19 protein-coding genes are annotated in these 24,701 nt (G+C 66.1%); 10 read left to right on the top strand and 9 right to left on the bottom strand.

The window, feature by feature from the left end:
• The first annotated feature begins 64 nt into the window (after positions 1 to 64).
• Positions 65 to 784, top strand: coding sequence for a deoxyribonuclease V (nfi, locus tag L1073_RS03480; protein WP_246896895.1), 720 nt, complete (start codon positions 65 to 67; stop codon positions 782 to 784).
• Here the strand turns inward: nfi and pdxR are convergent.
• On the bottom strand, positions 781 to 2,283 hold the full coding sequence (pdxR, locus tag L1073_RS03475) for a MocR-like pyridoxine biosynthesis transcription factor PdxR (protein ID WP_246896894.1): 1,503 nt from the start codon (positions 2,281 to 2,283) through the stop codon (positions 781 to 783). The genes nfi and pdxR overlap by 4 nt on opposite strands.
• Before the next feature lie 91 nt (positions 2,284 to 2,374).
• On the opposite strand from pdxR, the gene L1073_RS03470 reads away from it, so the two are divergent.
• Positions 2,375 to 3,118 (top strand): GNAT family N-acetyltransferase, encoded by a 744-nt coding sequence (locus L1073_RS03470; protein ID WP_246896893.1) that lies wholly within the window; start codon positions 2,375 to 2,377, stop codon positions 3,116 to 3,118.
• Positions 3,119 to 3,128: 10 nt separating this feature from the next.
• A complete protein-coding gene (locus L1073_RS03465) occupies positions 3,129 to 3,827 on the top strand; it encodes an FMN-binding negative transcriptional regulator (protein ID WP_246896892.1) in 699 nt (232 codons plus the stop codon).
• Here the strand turns inward: L1073_RS03465 and L1073_RS03460 are convergent.
• A complete protein-coding gene (locus L1073_RS03460) occupies positions 3,824 to 4,711 on the bottom strand; it encodes an aldo/keto reductase (protein WP_281505953.1) in 888 nt (295 codons plus the stop codon). The two genes, L1073_RS03465 and L1073_RS03460, sit on opposite strands and share 4 nt — an antisense overlap.
• Positions 4,712 to 4,842: 131 nt before the next feature.
• Between L1073_RS03460 and L1073_RS03455 the strand changes: the two genes are divergently transcribed.
• From L1073_RS03455 to L1073_RS03445, 3 genes are all read left to right on the top strand, one after another.
• Positions 4,843 to 5,412, top strand: coding sequence for a DUF1415 domain-containing protein (locus L1073_RS03455; protein ID WP_246896891.1), 570 nt, complete (start codon positions 4,843 to 4,845; stop codon positions 5,410 to 5,412).
• A gap of 83 nt (positions 5,413 to 5,495) precedes the next feature.
• Complete coding sequence (locus L1073_RS03450) at positions 5,496 to 5,927, top strand: OsmC family protein (RefSeq protein WP_246896889.1); 432 nt, start codon at positions 5,496 to 5,498, stop codon at positions 5,925 to 5,927.
• A gap of 256 nt (positions 5,928 to 6,183) precedes the next feature.
• On the top strand, positions 6,184 to 7,491 hold the full coding sequence (locus tag L1073_RS03445; RefSeq protein ID WP_246896888.1) for an MFS transporter: 1,308 nt from the start codon (positions 6,184 to 6,186) through the stop codon (positions 7,489 to 7,491).
• Between the two features lie 88 nt (positions 7,492 to 7,579).
• Here the strand turns inward: L1073_RS03445 and L1073_RS03440 are convergent, their stop codons facing one another.
• From L1073_RS03440 to bioF, 7 genes are all read right to left on the bottom strand, one after another.
• Positions 7,580 to 8,251, bottom strand: a complete 672-nt coding sequence (locus tag L1073_RS03440; RefSeq protein ID WP_246896887.1) for a gamma-glutamyl-gamma-aminobutyrate hydrolase family protein — start codon at positions 8,249 to 8,251, stop codon at positions 7,580 to 7,582.
• Positions 8,248 to 9,252, bottom strand: a complete 1,005-nt coding sequence (locus L1073_RS03435; RefSeq protein ID WP_246896886.1) for an amidoligase family protein — start codon at positions 9,250 to 9,252, stop codon at positions 8,248 to 8,250. The genes L1073_RS03440 and L1073_RS03435 overlap by 4 nt, the downstream gene beginning before the upstream one ends.
• A 97-nt stretch (positions 9,253 to 9,349) precedes the next feature.
• Positions 9,350 to 10,660, bottom strand: a complete 1,311-nt coding sequence (gene bioA / locus L1073_RS03430; RefSeq protein ID WP_246896885.1) for an adenosylmethionine--8-amino-7-oxononanoate transaminase — start codon at positions 10,658 to 10,660, stop codon at positions 9,350 to 9,352.
• A 54-nt stretch (positions 10,661 to 10,714) separates the two neighbouring features.
• The gene (gene bioD, locus L1073_RS03425; protein WP_246896884.1) at positions 10,715 to 11,428 is read right to left on the bottom strand and encodes a dethiobiotin synthase; all 714 of its coding nucleotides are present in this window, start codon (positions 11,426 to 11,428) and stop codon (positions 10,715 to 10,717) included.
• Positions 11,429 to 12,229 (bottom strand): methyltransferase domain-containing protein, encoded by an 801-nt coding sequence (locus L1073_RS03420; protein WP_246896883.1) that lies wholly within the window; start codon positions 12,227 to 12,229, stop codon positions 11,429 to 11,431.
• Positions 12,226 to 12,939: an alpha/beta fold hydrolase gene (locus L1073_RS03415; protein WP_246896881.1), complete on the bottom strand. Its 714-nt coding sequence runs from the start codon at positions 12,937 to 12,939 to the stop codon at positions 12,226 to 12,228. Before L1073_RS03415 ends, L1073_RS03420 begins: the two co-directional genes overlap by 4 nt.
• Positions 12,936 to 14,087: an 8-amino-7-oxononanoate synthase gene (bioF, locus tag L1073_RS03410; protein ID WP_246896879.1), complete on the bottom strand. Its 1,152-nt coding sequence runs from the start codon at positions 14,085 to 14,087 to the stop codon at positions 12,936 to 12,938. The genes L1073_RS03415 and bioF overlap by 4 nt, the downstream gene beginning before the upstream one ends.
• 363 nt (positions 14,088 to 14,450) lie before the next feature.
• On the opposite strand from bioF, the gene recC reads away from it, so the two are divergent.
• The 4 genes from recC to L1073_RS03390 are packed head-to-tail and all read left to right on the top strand — an operon-like array spanning position 14,451 to position 24,653.
• Complete coding sequence (gene recC, locus L1073_RS03405; RefSeq protein ID WP_246896877.1) at positions 14,451 to 18,083, top strand: exodeoxyribonuclease V subunit gamma; 3,633 nt, start codon at positions 14,451 to 14,453, stop codon at positions 18,081 to 18,083.
• On the top strand, positions 18,080 to 21,862 hold the full coding sequence (gene recB, locus L1073_RS03400) for an exodeoxyribonuclease V subunit beta (protein WP_246896875.1): 3,783 nt from the start codon (positions 18,080 to 18,082) through the stop codon (positions 21,860 to 21,862). The genes recC and recB overlap by 4 nt, the downstream gene beginning before the upstream one ends.
• Positions 21,859 to 23,826 carry an exodeoxyribonuclease V subunit alpha gene (recD, locus tag L1073_RS03395; protein ID WP_246896874.1) on the top strand — a complete coding sequence of 656 codons (1,968 nt, stop codon included), beginning with the start codon at positions 21,859 to 21,861 and terminating at the stop codon, positions 23,824 to 23,826. Before recB ends, recD begins: the two co-directional genes overlap by 4 nt.
• The gene (locus tag L1073_RS03390) at positions 23,823 to 24,653 is read left to right on the top strand and encodes a creatininase family protein (protein WP_246896872.1); all 831 of its coding nucleotides are present in this window, start codon (positions 23,823 to 23,825) and stop codon (positions 24,651 to 24,653) included. Before recD ends, L1073_RS03390 begins: the two co-directional genes overlap by 4 nt.
• Positions 24,654 to 24,701 lie beyond the last annotated feature (48 nt).

Raw genomic sequence — 24,701 nt, 5'->3', positions numbered from 1 at the left:
CCGGTTGCGGGAGGGCGGCCCAATGGGGCCGGTAACAAGGAAGAAGGAATGCCAAGGAGGCCATATGACGAATCAACAAGCGTTGCATGAGTGGACGCTGACGCCGGAGGAGGCTGTGGTATTGCAGCGTCGTCTGGCGCCGCGCGTGGTCAGGCAGGGAAAGCCGGACGCGGTGACCTGCATCGCGGGCGTGGATATCGGCTTCGAGGATGGCGGCGAGACGACGCGGGCGGCGGTTGTGGTGCTCGAATGGCCGTCGCTGACGCTGCAGGAGTCGGTGGTGCATCGTGAGCCGACACGCATGCCGTATATCCCGGGGCTGTTGTCGTTTCGCGAGATTCCCGCCGCCCTGGCGGCCTTTGCGCGGCTGGCGTCGTGCCCCAATCTGGTCATGGTCGATGGCCAGGGCATCGCGCATCCACGGCGTCTCGGCGTGGCTTCGCACCTGGGCCTATGGCTCGATCTGCCGACGATCGGCGTGGCGAAGAAGGTGCTTTGCGGTCGTCACGGCGATGTGCCGGCCACGCGCGGTGAATGGACGCCGCTCACCGACCGTCGCCGCGCCGAGGATCCCGCTGACGTCGAAACCGATGCCGAGGGACGCGTGGTCATCGGCGCGGTGTTGCGCTCGCGTGATAATGTCCAGCCGGTGATCGTCTCGCCGGGACATCGGCTGGATCAGGCCGCAGCGCTGGAATGGGCGATTGCCTGCCTGGGCAAGACCAAGTTGCCCGAACCGACCCGGCTGGCGGATCGGCTGGCGTCGCGGCGGGGCAGAGGCTAGGCGGTGCCGCTGTTGCTTACGTCTCGTGTCAGTGACCGCCACGTTTCGCTGAGCCACCGGCCGGCGCGTTCGATCTCGGCCTCAGTTGCGCCGGCATAGCCGAGTACCAGCCCCGGCTGGCCGGGTGCTTGCAGATAAAAGCCGGATAGCGGCGATAGCCGCAGGCCTGCTTGCTTGCCCCGGTGGACGAGTTCGCGCTCCAGTGCATGGCTTTGTAGATACGCGACCAGGTGCATCCCCGCATGGCCGGACGAGAGTTCGAGCCCGCGGGATACCGCCGGCGCCAGCGCCTGGCGAAGCGCTGCCTGGCGGTGCCGGTAGCACTTGCGCATGCGTGCTACATGGCGTGAGAAATGGCCTTCGCCGATGAAGTCGGCCAGCGCTGCCTGGGCGATATACTGCCCCTCTCGGTGCAGGCGGGCGTTGATGCGCTGGAAGGTTGCCACCAGCGACGGTGGCAGCACCAGATAGCCCAGCCGAAGCCCCGGATAGAGGACCTTGCTGAAGGTGCCGACATAGATCACCGGGGCGTTCTCCATCAGTCCCTGAAGCGAGGCGATCGGCGCGCTGGTATAGCGGAACTCGCTGTCGTAGTCGTCCTCGATGATCCAGGCGTCATGCCGCTGGGCGAGCGCTAACAGCGCTGTACGACGTGACAGCGGTAGGGTCGCGCCGCTGGGATACTGGTGCGATGGCGTCACGTAGATCAGCTTGGGTGGTGGCGTCTCGGCGGGCAATGACGCGACGTTCAAACCGTCACCGTCGACTGGCACCGGCTGTAATGTCAGCCCCGCCGACGCGAAGCAGGCCTGCGCACCGCCATAGCCGGGCTCCTCCATCCAGACGCTATCCCCGACATCGGCGAGCAGTCGTGCGATCAACTCAAAGCCCTGCTGGGCTCCTTGGGTGATCAGGATCTGTTCCGGGTGGCAGCGCACCGAGCGCGACAGGCGCAGATAATCGCACAGCGCCTTGCGTAGCGCGTTGACGCCACCCGCATTCTGGTAATCGAACCATTCCATAGGAGCGCGCTGCTGGTGGCGTCTAAGCAAGCGCTGCCAGCGCTCGCGGGGAAAACGATCCAGCGCCGGTACGCCGGGCGCGAAGGCAGTATGACGCTCGCTCGAGGGCGCCGTGAATTCGAGGAGGCGTTCGCCGCGGCGCGAGAGTGCCACATTGGTTAGAGATGGTATCTCGAGATCTTGCTGTGTTCCCCACTGCCAATCGGCAACGAAAACACCCGCACCTGGGCGCGAGACAAGAAAGCCCTCGGCGATGAGGCGATCGACCGCACCCAGCACGGTGTTGCGCCCGATACCCAGGCTGGAGGCCAACTGCCGGGACGAGGGCAGGGCACTTCCAGGGGATAGTTGGCCCTGCTGGATACCGCTGCGCAGAGCACCATAAAGACGCTGGCCGAGCGTTCGGGCATCCGGTTCGGCCAGTTGCAGATTCAGCGCTTCCTGAATCCAGAGCCGGTGGGCGTTCGGATCGGTCACTGGTTCCTCGCATATTGGCAATATTGGTTCTTATTGGGGGACCATTATGGCGACAGACTAGTGCTTCGTCACACCCTGAGGAAAGTCTCCCATGAGCCAAGCCTATAACGCTTACGGACAGCCGGTCGGCCCGAACCTCGACCGCTGGCAAGCACCATCGGCGCCCGATGCCGCGCTTCTGGTGGGGCGCTTCTGCCGGGTGGAGCCATTGGATGCGGCGTATCACGCGGCGTCGCTGTGGCAGGCGTGGCGGATGCCAGCTCCGGAATTCGCCAACGATCCTGAGGCGCGTGCCCGCTGGACCTATCTCGGTGGTCGTCCGTTCGATGACGAGGCCGGCTGCCAGGCCTGGTTGTCGCGCATGAGCGCGGGGTGGGATCCGCTCTGCTATGCCGTGGTCGATCCCGCTGATGGGCAAGCGGCAGGCATGGCGACGTATCTCAATATCGTGCCGGCAGATGGGCGAATCGAGATCGGTCATCTCAGCTTCTCGCCCCGCATGGCACGCACGCCGATGTCCAGCGAGGCATTGATGCTGATGATGGCGCACGCCTTCGACAAGGGATATCGACGCCTCGAATGGAAGTGCGATGCCCTGAACGCGCCCTCGCGCCGCGCCGCCGAGCGCCTCGGTTTTCGCTTCGAGGGTGTCTTTCGCCAGCATCGGGTCGTCGCCGGGCGTAACCGCGACACGGCCTGGTTCTCGGTACTAGACACTGAGTGGCCGGCGATTCGCGAGTGCCACCGCCGCTGGCTGGCGCTCGAGAACTTCGATGCGGCGGGTCGCCAACACCAGTCGTTATCGTCGATGACTGCCACGATTTCTCTGTCTTGAAGGTCGAGCCATGTATCAGCCGTCTCAGTTTCGCCTCGATGATCGTGCCGAATGTCGTCGCGCCATCGCATCCGCTCCCTTCGCCACGCTGGTGACTCGGGACTCATCCGGTGCGCTAAGCGCCGATCACTTGCCGCTGTTGCTGACACCGGCAGCGGATGCGCAATCGCCGGATATCCTGCGTGGCCATATAGCGCGTGCCAATCCGCTGGTGTCCTGTCTTGAAAGCCCAGTTGCGGAAAACCCGGCAGAGATGCTCGAGGCGTTGGCGATCTTCCACGGCCCTCAGGCCTATATCACGCCGAGCTGGTATCCGGCCAAGCGGGAGCACGGCAAGGTGGTGCCGACCTGGAATTATCAGGTGGTGCATGCGCATGGCCGGCTTCGTTTGATCGACGCTCCGCACTGGTTAGTCGAGACGGTGACAGCACTTACCGAACGCTTCGAAGGCGAACGGGAAAGGCCTTGGCGGGTGAGCGATGCGCCCGACGATTATATTGCGGCGATGTGCCGGGCCATCGTCGGCGTCGAACTCACCATCGAGCGTCTGGAAGGCAAATGCAAAGCGAGTCAGCACAAGCCGCTCGAAGAGCGTCAAGCCATCCACTGCGGTTTGCGAGACGAGTACGGCTACAGCGAACGCGACGCCGCTTGCCTCAGCGGAATGCCGCCTGACGATTTATTCTCCTCGAATGGTCGATGCACCTAGACGATATCCAGCGGTGGTTTGCGCGTCGGCGCGGGAAAGGCGGCGTCCAGGCGCGCGAGGCTGGCGTCGTCCAGTGTGAGTGCCAGGGCAGCGGCGTTGGCTTCGACGTGAGCGGGCTGCACGGCCTTGGGGATGGCGATGACGTCGCGTTGGCCGTTCACCGGGCGGATCGCCCATGCCAGCAGCACCTGGGCGGGGGTGACGCCGAATGTATCGGCGATAGCGCGGACCTCGGGGTGGTCGAGTTCCTGACCGCCCTGGGCTAGCGGACAGTAGGCCATGGTCGGCAGGACGTGTTGGCGCTGCCAGGGCAGCAAGCTGTGTTCGATACCCCGCGAGCCGAGATGATAGAGCACCTGGTTGACGGCGCTGGCATTGCCACCGGGCAAGCTATGCAGGGCGTGCATGTCGTCGATGTCGAAGTTGGAGACGCCGTAGCGGCGAATCTTGCCCTGGGCTTGTAGATGCTCGAATGCTTCCAGCGTTTCTTCCAGGGGGACGTTGCCGGGCCAGTGCAGTAGATACAGGTCCAGATAATCGCTGCCCAGGCGTTTCAGGCTGCGCTCGCAGGCGGCGACGGCGTCCTGGCGGCCAGCATTCCACGGGTAGACCTTGGAGACCACGAAGGCCTCGTCGCGACGCCCGCGCAGGGCCTCGCCGACGATTTTCTCAGCGCCGCCGTCGGCGTACATCTCGGCGGTGTCGATCAGCGTCATGCCCAAGTCGAGACCGTATTGCAGGGCGTGGACTTCATCACGGCGCGGAGCGCGGTTCTCGCCCATGTGCCAGCTACCCTGGCCGATGGCGGGCAGCGTGACGGCGGGTTCCCGGGCGGTGGCGGCGAGGGTGACGCTAGGTGTGTCGGGGGAAAGGAGTTTGGACATATCGCTGCCTCCCTGGCATTGGCATGAGGGAATAGTATGGATGAATGCGGATGCATTCAGGGTGCGCCGACACGGAAAGCACGACAAGTCCGTTATACTGGTAGCCCTCTCTCGTTTCAGGATCGATTCATATGTCCGAGCGTCCCTTGGATGCCGATGTCATCGCCATGACCCGCGCCTGGGTAGCGAACTTCGTCGTGGCGCATGACGTTTGCCCCTTCGCCGGTCGCGAGGTGCGCCGTGACAGCGTGCGCTATGTCGTGGCGGGCGATGCCGCTCCCGAACGCCTGCTGCATACCTTGATCGAGGAATGTCAGCGGCTGGACGGCGAGCCGGCAATCGAGACCACGCTGGTGATCCTGCCGGAGGGACTGGCCGACTTCGACGACTATCTGGATCTGCTAGGCGTCGCCGAGGCCTTGCTCGAGGCGGAGGGCTATGCGGGGATCTACCAACTGGCGAGCTTTCACCCCGACTATGTTTTTGAGGGCGTCGCGGCCAACGATCCCGCCAATTACACCAATCGCTCGCCCTGGCCGATGTGGCATCTCCTGCGCGAAGCCAGTGTCGAGGCCGCCGTGGCGGGATATGCCGATCCTGACGCCATCCCCGAGCGTAACGTCGCAGTCTTGCGTGAAATGGGCAGCGCTGCGCTGGCGGAGCAGTGGGCGGCGTGTCGTCGCGTTCGGGCGAGTGATTGATCCTTTGCCCCTTGAAGTCCACGACATCACCCACATGGACTATGGTGTAAGGGCATGACGCCCACTCACGACAGGAGGCACGAATGAGTATCGAGAAAACCGGTTCCGCCCATTGGCAAGGCAGTCTCAAGCGCGGCAAGGGGACGGTCTCCACTCAGAGCGGTGCGCTCAAGGACAATCCCTATGGTTTCAATACGCGCTTCGAAGGCGAGCCGGGGACCAATCCCGAGGAATTGATCGCGGCATCCCACGCCAGTTGCTATTCGATGGCGCTGTCGATGATTCTGGGAGAAGCTGGCCACGATCCCGACGATGTGCGTACCGAAGCGACCGTGACGCTGGATCAGGATGACAGCGGCTTCAAGATCACCAAGGTACACCTCGTCACCCGCGCCAAGGTGCCGGGCATCGATCAGTCAGGCTTCGAGGAATCGGCCAACAAGGCCAAGGAAGGTTGCCCGATCTCGCGCGTGCTGAATGCCGAGATCACGCTGGATGCAACGCTCGAAAGCTGATAGCGGTATCACTTCCGCTTCCCCGAGGGCCGGCCTTGCGCCGGCCCTTTTATATTTGCGACGGTCTTCTTATAGTAAGTGCTCTCCCTTGGTGTCGTTGATACTTGACAACGTCGCCGATGCAGTCTTTCCGCGAATCTGTTAGCCTCCTATACGCTCGTCGGTCGGTACCTCCCTCCCTACTTGGGTATCGCGACGCTGGACTGATGTTCATATAACACGATCAACGATCATTCGACGGAAGACCTCATTCATCATGGCTACTTCGCAAGAGACCGATGCGGCATCGTCGCGCCCGCTGAATCGCCGCGACGTCAAGGTGCTATCGCTATCCGCCCTGGGCGGCGCACTGGAGTTTTACGACTTCATCATCTTCGTGTATTTCGCGACGGTGGTGGGGCAGTTGTTCTTTCCCCCCGAGATGCCTGAATGGCTACGCCAGGTCCAGACCTTCGGGATCTTCGCCGCCGGCTATCTGGCACGCCCGCTGGGTGGCATCATCATGGCGCACTTCGGTGATCTGCTGGGGCGCAAGAAGATGTTTACCCTGTCGATCTTCCTGATGTCGGTGCCGACGCTGTTGATCGGTTTGATGCCGACCTACGACACCCTGGGCTATGCGGCGCCCCTGCTGCTGGTAGCGCTGCGTATCCTGCAGGGGGCTGCGGTGGGCGGTGAAGTGCCCGGTGCCTGGGTGTTCGTCACCGAGCACGTCAAGCGCCGCCACGTGGGCTTCGCCTGCGGCACGCTGTCTGCTGGCCTGGTGTCGGGGATTCTCATCGGTTCGCTGATGTCGGCGTTCATCAAGACCACCTACAGCGATGCTGAGCTGGCCGCGTATGCCTGGCGGATTCCGTTTCTGATCGGCGGGGTGTTCGGGCTGTTGGCCGTGTACCTGCGTCGCTGGTTGCACGAGACGCCGGTGTTTGCCGAGATGCAGGAAAAGAAGGCGCTGGCCGAGGAGCTACCGGTCAAGAGTATCTTGCGCAACCACTTGCCGAGTGTGGTGCTGTCGATGGCCGTCACCTGGATTCTGACCGCCGCCATCGTGGTGGTGATCCTGATGACGCCGAGCCTGCTCGAGAGCCGCTACGCGCTGGATGCCTCGCTGGCCAATGTCTATGCCATCCTCGGTGTGGTGGTCGGGTGCCTGGCCTCGGGCTGGAGCGCGGACCGCTTCGGCAGCGGCCCGACCATCATGCTCTGGGGTTTGCTATTGGCGATCAGCTACTGGGCGATGATGACCACCGTCGGCACGCATCCCGAGTGGCTGACGCCGCTTTACATCGTCTGCGGTTTCGCCGTGGGGATCGTCGGCGTGGTACCGACGATTGCCGTCAAATCGTTCCCGGCCATGGTGCGTTTCACGGGGCTGTCGTTCTCGTACAATGTCGCCTACGCCATCTTCGGCGGTTTCACGCCCATCGTGGTGTCGGTGTTGATGACCGTGCATCCCCTGTTCCCGGCGTTCTACGTCGCTGCGTTGGGCGGGTTGGGCATCGTCATCGGGCTCTATCTGATGCGTGCGTCGAGCGGTCGGCGTCTGGCTGTCATGGCTTCATGAGCCGCTGAGAGGTCCTCGACGAAATCGCACGCAGACCACGACGCCCCGCCATCATGCGGGGCGTCGTCGTGTGGGAAGGGCAGTGCGATCAACGCGTGCGTGCGGCGTCGACGAGGCCGCGAATAAGACGCTGCTGGGGGCGATTGAAGATGAGGAATTCGGGATGCCACTGTACGCCGACCAGATAGGGGTATCCAGAGGCCTCGATGGCCTGAATCAGGCCATCGCGGTCGCGCGCCACGACGTGAAGGGTATCGCCGAGCCGATCCACTGCCTGGTGATGAAGGCTGTTGACGCGGCAGCGCGAGACGCCGAGCAGGGTATGCAAGCGGCTCTCGGTGGCGATGTCGACCTGCTTGCGAGGCAGTACGGTGCGCTGGCGGCGCACATGATCGTAGGTGGTATAGATATCGCCGATCAGGGTGCCGCCACAGTGCACGTTGATGATCTGCGCGCCTCGGCAGATGCCCAGCACGGGCAACTGTTGGGGCAGAAAACGCTCGAGCAGCGAGAGTTCTAATTGATCCCGCGCGGGGTCGACACGCACATCGAGGCGCACCTCCCCGCCATCATAGAGCTGGGCGCCGATGTCGTCGCCACCGCCGATCATCAATCCCGCGAGCCCTTCGGGAATCTCGCGCGAAGGTGATAGTCGCACCGGCTGGCCGCCGGCACGCCACACGGCGAGCCGGTCGCATGCCCACGCCAGAAAGCTCTTGTGGTCCGAGGTGGTGATACCGATTAGTGGTCGTGAGCTCATTTCTCGACCCAGCGTTTCAGTTTGTCCCGCCATTGCCCCATCGTCGATTGCGCATGGTGGGCGCGATAGGCCTGCATCTGTGTGTGCAGGCTATGCGGATCGGCAGCCAGGCGTTCGACCGTTACCCAACGATTCCATTCCGTGACACTGCCCCAGTCGAGCGTGTTGAGCTGGGCGTTGGGCAGGCGAAAGTGAAAGGTAGGGCGCGGCTTGACCAGGCTTTCCTGGAGCAAGGGATGCGCGGCCTCGGGTGCGAGGTGGGCGAACAGGGGGCACATGTCGAGTTCACGGTTGCGCGTGGGATTGTCGCGCAGGTAATCGCTGATCAACTGCGCCTGCGTCGGTGCGTAATCGGGATCGAGCACCTTCAAGGCATAGGCTTTGGGGAAGGGGTTGGTATGCGGCAGTATCTCGCGCGTGATGTCGACCTGGATCTGATCGCGCAGCCAGGCGGCGAGGATGATATAGGCCTGCAGATGCGCGAGGACGCTTGGCGTATCGGTCGCCGGGACTTCGGGATTGAGATGCAACCCGAAACCATAGAAGACGCTGGCATCGGTGCCTTCCGCGCCATGCCGGCGCAAGGCCTCGAAGAGCCGATCGAACTCGCCGAGCTGCGACCACGGAATCGGTGGCGAGACGATTTCGGTGGGCACCAGGCCGGCGACCATTTCACCGAGCCACTCGCGTGAGCGCTGATGGAACTCCATGCGCCATTCGCGTCCCGCCGAGGGCGCCTGGCCGGGGGCCATCCCGTTGGCCTTCATGACCGCCGCATCGGGATGGACGTATTTGCTGTCCAGCTCGATGGTGAACTTGCCCCAGGGCGTGCCTTCGACACTCATGCGGTGAGGGCTCTTGCGTACGATGTCGCCGCCGAAGCAATCGACGACCAGCCGCGCAGCGGTATCCGGCATGAGGCCGGCGAATTCGATTTCCACGCCGACCCGCCGTGGGCGTCCCTCGGCGGTATTCGGGTAGGGAGGCGGCAATGGCTGCACGGATGACTCCTCGCGGAATTCGCGGTGCCGGTGAATGAAAGGGCACATTAGCCCGACAGGTTAACATTGCCGGCGGGCCAAGACGTAATCCGCGTCTTCATGGATGAGTCGCGACATTCCTGCCGGGTCGAGGGGCGTGACGTGTGCTGAACCAATGCTTCATGACACCGGTAATATGGCGCAAGTCGTTACTCGATGTGATGTAGGCGGGCATGGTGTACAGCCAGCGACCGAAGGGACGCAGCCACACGCCCTGTTGAAGGGCGAAGTCGGCCACGCCCTTGAGTGCCTTGGCATCGTGGACCTCGATCACCGCAGTGGCACCCAGCACGCGCACGTCGACCACGTCCGGGTGCACACGTAGCACCTCGTCGTCGAGCAGTTCCTCGCGCAGCACGCCGTTCAGCGCCTGAATGCGGTTCAGATAGTCATCCTCCTCGAATACTGCCAGGCTTTCCAGCGCCACCCGGCAGGCCAGCGGGTTGCCCATGAAGGTGGGGCCGTGCATGAAGGCATGCAGCTCGCTATCGCCGATGAAGGTGTCATGCACGCGATCGGTGGCCAGGGTTGCGGCATGCCCCAGGTAGCCGCCGGTCAGGCCCTTGGAGAGCACCATGATGTCCGGCGTCACAGCGGCGTGGTCGGCGGCGAACATCTTTCCTGTGCGGCCGAAGCCGGTGGCGACCTCGTCGAACACCAGCAGCACGTCGAACTCATCGCACAGTTTTCGGGCGCCACGCAGGTAATGGGGCGAGGTCATGTTGAGGCCGCCGGCTGCCTGCAATAGCGGTTCCATGAGCAGGGCGGCGATCTCGTGGTGATGAGCTTCTAATACTTCGCGCAGGGCGTCGAGATCGGTCTGTACGGCATCTTCTTCGGCATCGAACGGGGCAGTGGGCGCCGGGGCGAAGCGATGTTGCGGCAAAAAACCGGCGAACAGCGAGTGCATGCCTTCCTCGGGATCGCAGACCGCCATGCAGCCGGCGGTATCGCCGTGGTAGGCCTTCATCAGGGACAGCATGCGATGCTTGGCCGGTTTGCCGCGCAGATAGTGATACTGCACCGACATCTTCATCGCCACTTCCATGCCGACCGAGCCGCTGTCGGAGAAGAATACATGGTTCAATCCTTCAGGCGTGACGCGCACCAGCTCGCGGGCCAGGCGGTCTGCGGGCTCGTGGGTCAGTCCGCCGAGCATCACATGGCAAAGTTCCTCGGCCTGCCGCTGGATGGCACGCACCAGCCGTGGGTGGCGATAGCCGTGGATCATGCACCACCAGGAACAAGTGGCGTCGAGCAGCGACTCGCCGCTTTCCAGGGTGAATCGGGGCCCCTCGCCACCGACTACCTTGGGTGATGGCGCCTGGGTGTTGAGATGGGCATAGGGGGGCCAGACGGGGGAGGTCATCGGGATTCCTCGCATGTGGGTAGTGTATCGGGGGGGGGGCGCGGGTGTTGGACGTCATTCATCGCCGGGCAGCGTCAGGTAGTCGGCGGCGGCACGGGCGCGCGCGTCCGGCGTGTCGGCGGTCAGGCGCGGAACGATGCCGAGACAGGGCGCGTCCAGGCTGCGCTCCAGGGTCGCCAGGTTGTTGCGATAGCAGGCCTCATCGGCGGTCGCGTCGAAGGACAGTCCCGGCTCGATCAGGTTGCCGACCCAACCGGCCAGTGGCAGGCCGTCGGCGCGAATCGCCTCGGCCGTGAGCCGGGCGTGGTTCAGGCAGCCGAGCTTGAGCCCCACTACCAAGACCACTGGCAGCCCGAGGCGCACCGCCAGGCCGGCGAGGTCTTCGGTGTCATTGAGTGGGACGCGCCAGCCGCCGGCGCCTTCGATCAGCGTCATCCCGTGTTTCTCGGCCAGCGGAGCGGCGGTGACTGCGACCAGGTCATCCAGCGTCGGGATCTCGCCGGCACGACGGGCGGCCAGGTGCGGGGCAATGGCCGGTTCATAGGCGTAGGGGTTGATGGTGGTGTAGGCGGTGGCAGGTTCGCTCTGGGCCTGGAGGGTCAGGGCGTCGATGTTGCACAACCCTCGGGATGTGCTGTCACAGCCGGAGGCTACCGGCTTGAGCCCGAGGGTGGTCCGGCCGTGGCGTCGGGCCAGGGCCAGCAGGCCACTGGCGACGAGGGTCTTGCCGGCATCGGTGTCGGTGCCGGTAACGAAGTAAGCGGTCATTCAGCGTTCCAGGTCGAGACTCAGCAGGTGATAGGAAACGGGTAGTCCGGCATCCGTGCGCAGATGCTCGTAGCGGCGAGTGGCACGTGCCATGTCGGCGCGGGAAAGCCGCGCTCCGGCGCGCGCCACCTGGGCGCCGACGCCCTTGATGGACGCCATCACGGCCGACAGGTCGGGGTAGTGGAAGCGCTCGGTGTGCGCCGAGACCTCGACGCGCCGAAAGCCGGCTCCATGAGCGGACCTCCGATAGTGGTCGGCATCGCGGAACTCGAGCAGGGCGGTGGGGCGTGCCCAGGCCTGGCCTATCTCATCGAGGGTGCCTGGTCCCAGGGTGTTGATCAGCGCGCGTCCGCCGGGGCGCAGTACCCGGTGAATCTCACCGAGTACCGCGTCGAGATCCGGGCTCCACTGGATCGCCAGGTTGGAGACCACCAGATCGAAGCGTGCGCTCGGCAGCGGCAGGTCGGCGGCATCGGCACATAGCCAGATGGCGGACGCTCCGTGACGCTTGCGGGCCTCGGCGAGCATGCCCGGGGCCAGGTCGAGACCGCTCACCGTGCAGTTTTCACCATAGTATTGGGCCAGTTCGGCGGTGAGGTCGCCGGGACCGCAGCCCAGATCCAGGAGGTTGTCGGCATGCCTCGGCAGCCGCTCGAGCAGCCGTTCGGCCATGGCCCGCTGCGCCTTGGCGCGGCGGGCGTAATACGGTGCGGCCCGCGAGAAGGCATGGGCGACCCGGGCGCGCCAGTCGGCGGCGTCGGTATGATCGATTGGCTCGGTGACGGTCGAGGCGGTGATCATGGCATCGCTCCCGGGCGGGCGGCGATACCCGACAATAATGTCGCCAGTTGCTGCGGTTGGCTGAGCAACGGACAGTGGCCTGCGTCCTCGATACGTCGATCGGCGTGCGCAAGGACGTTCGGGGCCAGCAAGGGATCGCGTGCGCCGACCAGCCGATGCACCGGGCAGGAGGCGGTAGCAAGGCGCGAAGTGTTGTCGAGCGTGGCGAGCTGCTCGAGGCCCGCCGCCAGAGTGGCCGAAGTCGCAGGAGCGGCGTCGCCGAGCAGGGCGCGCAGTCGTCGATGAGCGCTCCTGGGCGATGGTTCGCCACCGAGCTGCCAGCGCAGGAAGTGGCTGCGGGTAGCCTCCGGATTGCGTCGGAAGGCGTCGCGGAAGGTCGCTAGATCGGACTCGCTGACGCCCTCGGGATGGCAGAAGCGTTCGTCCATCCCGAGCAGTACCAGGGCGCGAGGTGGGGGAAGATGGTCGAGCAGAGCGCCGGCCAGCAGACCACCCAGCGACCAGCCGATCCAGACGGCGTCACTCGGCAGGTCATTGGCCATGGCGTCGGCCAGGCCGTCCAGCGAGGCGGGATCGTCGAGCGCGGCGCGATCGCCATAGCCTGGCCAATCCGGTGTCTCGATGTCGACTTCCGTCGACCAGTATCCGTCGAGCGCCTGCCACAGCCGGGCATCGCAGCCCCAGCCGCTGAGCAATATCAACTGCGTCATGAGATACCCTCCCGTCGACAGGCGTCCAGTGCCTCGAGCAGGGCGTCGATGGCGTCATCGTCATGGGCGGTACTCAGGGTGATCCGCAGGCGTGCCTGGCCGCGGGGTACGGTGGGCGCGCGGATGGCGCCGACGCGCAATCCGGCCCGGCCCAGGTGCTCGGCCCAGCGCATGACGCGCGCGTTGTCACCCAGCACGATGGGCTGGATGGGCGTGTGGGAGTCGGTCAGCGGCAAGCCGAGTGTGGCGGCCTCGCGGCGGAAACGGTCGATGCGCTCAAACAGTTGGGTGCGACGCTCGGGTTCGTCTCCGAGGATGTTCAGGGCGGCCAGGGTGGCCGCTGCCACGCCGGGTGGCTGGGCCGTGGTGTAGATGTAGGGACGGGCGAACTGGATGAGATGCTCGATCAGGGCAGCATCGCCGGCCACGAAGGCCCCGGCACTGCCCAGAGCCTTGCCCAGGGTGCCGACCAGTATCGGCACGTCGTCGACGCCGTGAGCGCGTCCCACGCAACCGTCGCCATGTTCACCGAGTACGCCCAGGCCGTGGGCATCGTCGACCATCAACCAGGCACCGTGGCGGCGAGTGGTCGCGGCCAGCTCGGCGATGTCGGCCATGTCGCCGTCCATGCTGAACACGCCGTCGCTGACCACCAGGGCCGGGGCATCGTTCGGGGCCCGGACCAACAGGCGCTCGAGGTCGGCGAGGTCGCGGTGGTGAAAGCGCCGCGAGGGCGCGCCGGCAAGTTGGGCGCCATCGATCAGCGAGGCATGGTTGAGGCGATCCTGGAAGACCGGGATGTGGCGGTCGCACAGCGCCTGGAGAGTGCCCAGATTGGCCATGTAACCCGTGGAGAACAGCAGTGCTCGGGGACGCCCGGTGAGCGTGGCCAGACGTTGCTCTAGCCGCTCGTGAACATCGAGATGCCCGGCGACCAGATGCGAGGCCCGAGCCCCGGCGCCGAAGCGTCTTGCACCCTCGGCCTGGGCCTCGGCGAGCCGTGGGTCGCCGGCCAGGCCCAGGTAGTCGTTGCCGGCGAAGTCGCGTCGCGTATCACCGGGCGCGAGGGTGGTTCGCCGCCGCCACAGTCCCTCGGCGCGTCGGGCTGCGGCCCGTTCGTTCAGACGGCGGGTCCAGGTCTCGGCCATGAGATCAGGCTTCGTAGGCGGCGTGGAACATCGACTCGCCTTGGTGCTCACGGATTTCCTTCAGGGACCAATCGTGGCGAGTCTTTGAGAGATCACCGCAAGCGTTGTCGTGTGACCGGGCAGGCATAATGTTCTCGCTCTCCGTTAACTTTATTAGTGATTAAAAGTTAACAGTGAGGATACGAGGGTACATTCCTATGTCAACCTTTTGGTTTTATTTGGGTTGACTATTGGCGGCACCACGACTTTCGGAATGCGGTAGCGTCCAGGCGCGTCGGCTCCCTTCACCTCCCCGGGGCTCGGGGCCGTCCACACGATGGTGTAAGATACCGCTGGACGTTACCTCGACCGCCGGGAGCATCCATGTTCAGCGTCATACACGCCAATCATCTCGAGGACCTGGGAAGCCTGGCGCTCGATGTCATTCGGCGCCATCGCCAACCGCCGCTGGTGCCGGAAACTTTCCTCGTGCAATCCAACGGCATGGCGCAGTGGTTGCGCCTGACGCTGGCCGAGGCCGATGGCATCGCCGCCTCGGTGGATTTCCCCTTGCCGTCGAGCTTCGTGTGGCGTGCCTATCGCGCGGTGCTCGGCGATGACATTCCCGAGCACTCGCCATTCGACAAGACGCCCTTGGCCTGGCGCCTGATGCATCTGCTGGAGCGCTGTCTCGATCCGCAAGCCGCGCCCGACGATCCGAGTTGCTACGCGCCGCTTCGCGATTACTTGCAGAGCGAGGCGCTGGAGGCCAGCCCCATGCCGGGCGCCGCACATGAGGCGCGCGAGCGTCGCCGTTGGCATCTGGCGGTGCGCCTCGCCGATCTCTTCGATCAGTACCTGATCTACCGGCCCGAATGGATCGAAGCCTGGGAGCGCGGCGAGACGGCGCCTCTGGAGTTGCCCGACGACCAGCGCTGGCAGCCGGCGCTGTGGCGGGCGCTGATCGAAGATGCCCCGGCGCAGGCACGTGAGCACCATCGCGCGCGTCTGCACCGGCGTTTTCTCGACGCCGCCCGGCAGCTTCGCGAGCGACCCCGCGAGATGCCGCCACGGCTGTTCGTGTTCGGCATCTCGGCGTTGCCGGCGCAGACGCTGGAGGCCTTGCATGCGCTGTCCGGCGTGGTCGACGTGTTCCTGATGATCGCCAACCCGTGTCGCCACTACTGGGGCGATATCGTGTCCGACCGCGATGCCATCAAACGCGCCGGGCGGTTATCGGCCCAGGCACGCCACGAGCAGGAAGCGCGCCACCCCGAGGCACCGTGGTTGGCCGAACTCGACGAGGAGGCCCTGCACCTGCACGCCAATCCGCTGTTGGCGGGGTGGGGCACCCAGGGGCGCGATTTCATCGTCGGCCTGTACGAATTCGAGAGCGCGCGCGGCTTCGACCTGGAAACCGATGTCTTCCGTGATATGGCGCCTGCGCAGTCGCCGACGCTGCTGCAGCAGTTACAACAGGATGTCCTCGAACTGGTGCATCCCGGCGAGCGCGCCCGACAGGAAGGCGGGCCGAGAACGATCGCCCCGGACGACGACTCCCTGGCCCTGGTCAGCGCTCACTCACCGCTGCGCGAGGTGGAGATCCTCCACGACCGCTTGCTGGCGGCCTTCGAGGACGCCGAGGCGGCGGGCGAGCCGCTGCGGCCTCGCGACATCGTGGTCATGGTGCCGGAGATCGACCGCTACGCGCCCTGCATCGAGGCGGTCTTCGGTCAGTTGCCGCCGTCGCATCCCCGGCATATTCCTTTCACCATCGCCGACCAGGTGGCCAGCGAGGCGCACCCGCTGATGGTGCTGGCCTTGCTGTTGCTCGACTTGCCCGAGCGGCGTCTGACGGTCAGCGAGGTGCTCGATGCCTTGGAAGTGCCCGCATTTCGTGCCCGTTTCGCCATCGACGAGGCCGAACTCGAACGGCTGCGCCAGTGGCTGGCCGGCAGCGGTGTGCGCTGGGGGCTGAGTGCCGAGCACCGTCAATCACTGGGATTTCCGGCGCTGGGCGAGAACAGCTGGCGCTTCGGGCTGTCGCGCATGCTGCTCGGCTATGCGGTGGGCGAACCGGCCTCGGCCGGTGCTCAGGGCGAAAGTGATGACTCACTGGGGCGCCCGCCGAGCTGGGACTTCCAAGGTATCGTGCCGTATGCCGAGGTGGGCGGGCTCGAGGCGGATCTTGCCGGGCGTGTGGCGGCGCTGCTCGAGACTCTGGAAACGCAGTGTGCGGCCTTGAGCGAGCGGCTGTCCCCCGAGGCATGGCTGGGACGTCTGCAGGCCTTGTTCGCCGCCTGCCTGAGCCCCACCGGCGCAGAAGAGCACGATGTCGTGGCGCGTCTCGACGCGGCGCTGGGGCGCTGGTCGCAGCAATGTCGGCAGGCCGGCTTCGAGGCCCCGGTGGGACTCGGTGTGGTGCGCGATGCGCTGCGCGCCGAACTCGACGAAGGCGGCCTCGCGCAGCGCTTTCTAGCCGGCAAGGTCAACTTCGCGACGCTGATGCCGATGCGCGCGATTCCCTTTCGCCATGTCTATCTGCTGGGCATGAACGACGGCGACTATCCCCGCGTGCGCCAGCCCCAGGATTTCGATCTGATGGCCACGCGGCCGCGCCCCGGGGACCGTTCGCGGCGTGATGACGACCGCTACCTGATGCTCGAGGCCATGCTTTCGGCGCGCGAACGCCTGACGCTCTCCTGGGTGGGGCGCGATGTGCGCGACAATACCCCGCGCCCGCCGTCGGTGTTGCTCGGCGAGTTGCTCGATACCCTCGAGCAAGGCTGGGACGTGCCGGAGAGCGATGCCGCCGACCGCGCCACCCGACTGGCGCAGCGCCTGATCGAGACGCATCCGTTGCAGCCGTTCTCGCGACGCTACTTCGAACGCGACGATCCGCGCTTCACCTATGAGTCGAGCTGGGAGGCGCTGTATATGCTACCCGAGCGCGACGAATCCGTGCTGCCACATGCCGCCACGGCGGTCGAATTGCCCAGTGAACCGCTGGGTCTCGGTGATCTGCAACGCGTGCTGCGTCGTCCCTGGACGGTCTATCTGGGACGCCTGGGGGTACATTTCGCCGACGCCCAGGTCCCCGACGAGGACAATGAGCCGTTCGCGCCGGATGGCCTGGAAGACCACGGCCTCAAGCGCGAGCTGCTCGAGGGCGCCCGCGATGGCGTGCCGCTTACCGCCGTCGCCGAGCGGCTGCGCCTGGCCGGGCGCTTGCCCACGGCGGGTTTCGGCGAGGCCTTGATCGAACCGCGCCTGGCGCGCCTGTCGCGCCAGGTGGAAAGCTGGCGCCGCGAGGTGGCCGAGTGCGTCGCCTCGACGCCGCCACTGGTGCGTTATGTCGCTGTCCATGAAGCACCGGACGACAAAGCACTCACTCTGGAGGCGCGTCTGGACGGGCTTTTCGCCGCGCCCGAAGAGGCCTCGGCACCTTGGCGGCTGGTGACGCTGGAGCCGGGGCACTATGGGCATCTGAAGGTCGAGGGCGAGGGGCCTTATCGCCACGTCGGCAAGTTGCATCGGCTGTATGCCGGTTATCTGCGCTGGCTGCTCGCCAATGCCACGTTGGAGGCGTCGTGTGCCTGGACGGCGATCTTCGAGGATCGCTGCCTGAGCCTCCCGGGACTGGACAAGGCCAGCGCCGCAGGCGAACTCGACGGCCTGCTGGTGGCCTGGGCGCGTGCCTATCGCGCGCCGTGGCCGGCCATCGACGAGATCGCCAAGGAAGTCTGGAAACGCTTGCCGCGTGCCGACTGGGCGCCGTTGGCGGCAGGGGAAGCGCCGGATGCCGGCCTGCGCGAGGCGCTTATCGCGCGCTACGAGACCGATGCCTTCGCCGGGCCGGCGGCGCTGCGTGCAAGCGATGGCGCACTGGGGCAACTGTGGCCCGATTTCGCCACCTTCGAGGCAGCAGGCGGCATCGCCGCCTCGCTCACCCAGTATGCGCCGCTAATGGACATGCTGGCGCGCATCACCCAGCGAGTACACAGAGGACGTTCATGACGTCGCCCAGCCATGCCACGGCGCCGGCCGTTCAGCCCTTGGTGCTCGAGACGCTGCCGTTGACCGGCCATCACCTGATCGAGGCCAGTGCGGGCACCGGCAAGACCTTCACCCTGGCGGCGCTCTACGTGCGGCTGGTGCTGGGCCCGTTGCCCGGTCGCGAAGAGTACGATTTCCCGCGTCCGCTGTTGCCGCCGGAAATTCTCGTGGTGACCTTTACCGAAGCCGCCACTGCCGAGCTGCGCGGGCGCATTCGCGGGCGTCTCAAGGAGGCCCGCGACTGGTTGCTGGCGCCGCCGGAAGCGCGTGACGACAAGGTGCTCGCGGCGCTGCTGGGGTCCTTGGTCGAGGCCGGTGACGACGCCCTGGCCGGTGCCGCCAAGCGCCTCGACCAGGCCGCACGGCTGATGGACGAGGCGGCGATCTTTACCATCCATGGCTTCTGCCAGCGCATGCTGACGCGCCACGCCTTCGATGCCGGCGCGCGTTTCGGTGCCGAGTTACTGCAGGACGGCTCGGCCTTGTTGACGCGGGTCGTGGAGGACTATTGGCGTTGCCATTTCTATCCCCTCGCGGCGCATTGGCAGCGCGAAATACGCCGCCGCTGGGAGGGGCCGGAGGCGCTTAGCCGTGCCTTGACGCCGTTGCTCAAGGAAGGCCGGGCACAGCCGCTGTGGTGGGACGGCGAGTATATAAAGGCGCCCGCGTCGTTGAACGCACTGCTGGAGAGTGCCGAGCGCTCGCTGGCCGCCCGCAGTGAACTGGAAGCTCGGCTGCGCCAGGCGTGGGATCGCGACGCTATCGCCGCCTGCCTGCAGGACGCCTTCGCGCGCGGCGCTCTCAACAAGCGCAGTTACAAGCCGGAGGAGCTCGACACGCGCCTGGCGGCCTTCGAGCAGTGGCTGACGACACTCGAGGCAGGCGGTGATGACGACACGACCGACAGCCAGGGCCGCTTCTGGCTGAGCCAGGCCAAACTCGAAGGCGGGACCAAGAAGGGCCACGAGGCGCCGACGCATGCGTTTTTCGCGCTGCTCGACGAGCTGGCCGAGACGGCCACGCCTTTTGATCAGTTGGCACCGCAAGTGCTGGCCCATGCCCGCGATACGGTGGCAGCGATGTTCGCCGCCGAGAAGCGTCGCCAGGGCTGGTGGGAGTTCGGCGATCTGTTGTGCGACCTGGACGCCGCGCTCGACCCTGACGCGGCGCCGGAAGCCGCGCTGCGCCTCGCGGGGCGCATTCGTCGGGCACTGCCGGTGGCGTTGATCGACGAATTTCAGGACACCGATCCGCTGCAGTACCGCATCTTCTCGCGTATCTACCGGGCGCCTGAGGTGGAGACCACGACCACCTTGTTGATGATCGGCGACCCCAAGCAGGCGATCTACGCCTTTCGCGGCGCCGATATCGACACCTATCTGGCGGCGCGGCGCGAAACCCCGAGTCGCTTCACCCTGGCGCGCAACTTTCGCTCCAGCCAGGCCATGGTCGAGGCGGTCAATACGCTGTTCGCGCGCCATCCCGAACCGTTCGGCAGCGACGAGATCCCCTTCGTCGAGGTCGAAGCCCAGGGCAAGTCGACGCGCCTGGTGGACGCCGATGGCCACGATATGGCGGCGCTTGGTGCCTGGTGGCCGGGCGAGGAGCGTCACACCAAGGCGGATTATCAGGCGCGCATGGCCAATGCCACGCGTGCCGAGATCCAGCGAATGCTCGAGGGCGGCGCCTATTTTGTGGATAACAGCTCCGCCGATGACAGTGGTACCCGGCGTCCGGTGCGACCCGCAGACATCGCGATTCTGGTGCGCAAGGGCGCCGAGGCATTGGCGGTACGCCGGGCGCTGGCCGAGGGCGGCATTCGTAGCGTCTATCTCAGCGAGCGCACCAGCGTTTTCGATACGCCGTTGGCCTTCGAGCTGTTGCAGTTGTTCGAGGCGGTGGCGCAGCCACGCCAGGACGCTCGCCTCAAGGCAGCGTTGGCGACGCGCCTGTTGTGCGATACACCGGCGACGCTGGAAACGCTGCTCGCCGATGAACTGGCCTGGGAGCGCGAAGTCGAGCGTTTCGCCGACTATCACCGCCAGTGGCAGCGGCGTGGCGTGCTGCCCATGCTGCGCGCGGTGATGCGCGACTTCCGGGTCGCCGAACGCCTGGGACAGCGCGACGACGGCGAGCGAGCACTGACCGACCTGTTGCATCTGGGCGAGCTGGCGCAGACGGTGTCGGCCCGGCTCGACGGCGAACATGCGCTGTTGCGCTGGTGGCATCGCGCGCTCCTCGAAGGGGCGGCCGAGCTCGATGCCGAAGCCGTCAGCCAGCGGCTGGAAAGCGACGAGGATCTGGTCAAGGTCATCACCATCCACAAGGCCAAGGGCCTCGAGTATCCCATCGTGTTGTTGCCGTTCGTCTGCGATTACCGGCCGGCGACGCCGGATCGTGGCACCGGCTTGCTCGAATGGCGCGATCCGCACCAGGGTCGGGTCTGGGTGCATGGTGCCGACGACACGCAACTGGCGGCCGCCGAGCAGGCACGCATGGATGAAGACGTGCGGCTGCTCTATGTCGCCCTCACGCGGGCCGCGCATGCCTGCCGGCTGGGCGTTGCGCAACTGGGGCGTGGGCGCGGCGTGTCGAGCTGCCTGCACGAGACGGCGCTGGGTCGCTTGCTGGGCTGCCAGGCCGATGACGACGGCCATGCGCTGCGCGAACGCCTGGCGGCGGCGCTGAACGTCGAGGCGCTGCCCGAGCCGCCCACGCATCGCCTGCGCCTCGGTGGCACATCCCCGGAAATGGCGCCGGCGCGGCGTTTCACGGGGGGCATCGACGATGACTGGTGGATCGCCTCGTATTCGGCGTTGATCGTCGACGCGCGTCTCGAGAGCGGCGGAGGCGCACAGGCGCTGCCCTGGGACGCCCCGGCGACGTTGGATGTCGAGGTCAGCCGCGAGCGCGATCCGGTGCCGCGTCCTGCCGCACGCACGCTACGCGATTTTCCGCGCGGCCCACGCCCGGGGACCTTTCTGCATGGCCTGCTGGAAGCGGTGGACTTCGACCGCCTGAGCGAACCGGCTTATCGTGATGAATTGCAGCGCCTGGTCAGCACGCGTTTGCACCTCGGCGGCTTCGACGCCGAGTGGGCGCCGGTGTTGCTCGACTGGCTGTGCCAGGCGCTGCCGGCACCGTTCGCCGGCCATCAGGGCGCAGCGATCCGCCTCGATGGCCTGGCCGCCTGGCGCGCCGAGCTGGAGTTCTGGCTGCCCGCCGAGGATGCCTGGAGCACACCGCTCGATGCCTTGGTCTGCGCGCTGGAGCCCTTGCCGACGCCACGCCCCCGGCTGGCGCCGCGCAAGCTCAACGGCATGCTCAAGGGCTTCATCGACTTGGTATTCGAGGCCGAGGACGGCCGCTGGTACGTCCTCGACTGGAAGTCCAATCATCTCGGCGATGCCCTGGCCGACTATCATCACGAGGCGCTGGCCGAGGCCATGGTCGCGCATCGCTATGACCTGCAGTACGTGTTGTACGTGCTGGCATTGCACCGCCTGCTGACGGCGCGTCTCGAGGATTATGATTACGATACCCACATGGGTGGGGCCTGTTACGTGTTCCTGCGCGGCTTCGATGGCACGCCGGGTCATGGCGTCTTCCAGCGTCGCCCCGAACGGCGCTTGATCGAGGCCCTGGATGCCTGGCTCGCCGGCGACGCGGCGCTCGTCGAGGCGCTGCGCCGCGAACACGGCGTCGCCGCACCTGAGACTGCCCCGGGAGAGAATGCATGAGCGACGTTCAATATTCCCTGACCCTGGAGGCGGCTCCGCCGTCGCGCGCGAGATTGTTCGAGAGCCTGGCGTGGTGGGAGGCGCTGGGCTGGTTGCGCGCGCTGGATGCCCATTTCGTGCGCTTTCTCGCCAAGCACGACGCCCAGGCGCCGGCCGAGGTGCTGCTGGCGGCAGCGCTGGCCAGCCATCAACTGGGGCGTGGCCATGTGTGCCTGGCGCTGTCGCGTGCCTTGTCAGCGCCGCGCGACGTGCTCTCGCTGCCGCCGTTGGAAGAAAACGCGCCGCAGGCCGAGGTGCCGCTTCCCGAGGACTTCCTGCAGGGGCTGGATAGTGCCACCTGGGCCGCGCGATTGGCCGCGTCGCCGCTGGTGGCGCCGCCCGGGCCGGGTACCACGCCGCTGGTGCTGGCGGGCGAGCGCTTGTATCTACGCCGTTACTGGTCTGCCGAGCGGGCGGTGGCGACGCATCTCGGCGAGCGTCTGGGACGGCCCTTGCCGGTGGATGCGTCGCTGGCCGAGCCCCTGGCGCGGCTGTTTGCCGCGAACGCCGCGCCAGACGACACGCCGGATTGGCAGAAGGTGGCCTGCACGCTGGCGCTGCGTAACCGGCTGACGATCATCTCCGGCGGCCCCGGCACCGGCAAGACCACGACCGTGACGCGGCTGCTGGCATTGCTTCAGACGCAGGCGCTGTCGTCGGCGGAGTCGAGCCATGGCCTGCGTATCCAACTGGCCGCGCCCACCGGCAAGGCGGCGGCACGCTTGTCCGAGTCGATCGCCGGTGCGGTGCAGGGGCTCGACGTCGGCGATGACGTCAAGGCGGCCTTGCCACGCGAGGCGTTGACGCTGCACCGCCTGCTCGGCGCGCGCCCGGATACGCGGCGCTTCCGTCATCACGCCGGACATCCGCTGAGTCTCGACCTGCTGGTGGTGGACGAAGCCTCGATGGTGGATCTGGAGCTGATGGCCGCGCTGCTCGAGGCCATGCCGGCCGAGGCGCGCCTGATTCTGCTCGGCGACAAGGATCAGCTCGCCTCGGTGGAAGCCGGCTCGGTGCTCGGCGATCTCTGCGCCAATGCCCTGGATCAGAGCTATTCGCCTCACGCCTGTGACGTTCTCGAGCGGCTGGCGGGGATCTCGATGACCGCCGATGCCGGGTGTTCGCCGCTGGCCGATCACGTGGTCATGCTGCGCAAGAGCTACCGCTTCGATGCGCATAGCGGCATCGGCGCCCTGGCGGCGGCGACCAATGCCGGCGATGTCGCGGCGTTTCGCCAGGCGTGGGACGCGGGGTACGCGGATATACAGTGGCTTTCGGCGTCGCGCGACCAGGCCGCCGTCGAGCGTGCCGCGTTGGCCGGCTATCGCGATCTCTACCGGCGCATCGCGGCAGGTGCCACGCCAACAGAGGCGCTGGAGCGACTGGGGGATTTCCAGGTGCTGTGCGCGCTCAAACGTGGCCCTTGGGGCGTCGAAGGGCTCAATGCGCGCATCGCCACACGCCTGTGGCGCGAGGGCTTCATCGACGACCATCAGGGCTGGTACGCCGGGCGCCCGGTGATGGTGACGCGCAACGATCCGCAACTGGGGCTCTACAACGGTGACATCGGTATCGTCTTGCCCGATCCCGAGGCGCAGCAGCATCTACGGGTATTCTTCGCGACCGCCGATGGCGCACGGGCAGTGTTGCCGTCGCGTCTCGAGGCCTGCGAGACGGTCTTCGCGATGACGGTACACAAATCGCAGGGCTCCGAGTTTGGCCACGTATTGTTCGTGCTGCCCGAGCATGCCAACCCGATCCTGACCCGTGAGCTGGTGTATACCGGCATTACCCGTGCCAAGCGCCGCTTGACGCTGGCCGGCGGCGACGCGCGGGTCATGGACAGCGCCTTGCAGCGCCGCGTGGTGCGTGACAGCGGCTTCGCCGACTGGGTGGCGGCGTTGCAACAGGAGGAGAGATTATGAACGCTTCATCGCCTGAAAATACTGCGAACGGTGGCGTCGACTGGGCGTCGTTGAGCAGCCCCGAGCTGGCCCGATGCGTAGGCCCGGAGAGCGTGGCGTTGTTGCCGCTGGGGGCCATCGAACAGCATGGCGCGCACCTGCCGCTTTCCACCGACGTGGATATCGTCGAGGGCCTGGTCGCGGCGATGTGCACACGTGTCGAGGCGTCGCGGGATGTGCTGATACTGCCCACCCTGGCGGTGGGGTCGAGCCTCGAGCATGGCGACTTCGCCGGCACCTTGAGTCTGACGCCGGAGACGGCCATCGCCCACCTGGTGGATATCGGTGCCAGCGTGGCGCGTGCGGGCATTCGCCGTCTGGTGCTGTTCAACAGCCATGGCGGCAACAAGGCGGTGGTCGACCTGGCGGCACTCAAGTTACGCCAGCGGCATGGTTTGCTGGTGATCAAGGCGAATTACTTTCGCTTCACGCCGCCCGAAGACGCGCTGCCCGCCGAGGAGTTGCGCCACGGACTGCACGGCGGGGCGCTGGAAACCGCGATGATGATGCATCTGGCGCCGCACAAGGTCCGCCGGGCCGAGCTCGACGAAGCGGTCTCGCTGGGCGCCCATCAGGAACGTGCAGGACGCACGCTGTTGCCCGAGGGCGATGCCGGTTTCGCCTGGATGGCGCAGGACCTGCACCCCAGCGGCGTGGTGGGCAACGCGACTCTGGCCGCGCCGGCCCTGGGGGAGCGCCTGGTGGCGCATTTCGCCGCGCGCCTGGCGAGCGTGATCGAGGAAGCCGGCTGCTTCGATCTGGGCCAACTGCGCGAACGCTCCCCGTAGGCTATGTACGAAAACTGCCTGTGCTCGGCCATACGGCGTTAAAAATCA

Source organism: Chromohalobacter nigrandesensis, from assembly GCF_023061285.1.
In the GTDB taxonomy this organism is placed as follows: Bacteria; Pseudomonadota; Gammaproteobacteria; order Pseudomonadales; family Halomonadaceae; genus Chromohalobacter; species Chromohalobacter nigrandesensis.
The sequence above is the reverse complement of the archived record's forward strand: the minus strand, read 5'-3'. Positions and strand labels throughout refer to the sequence as shown.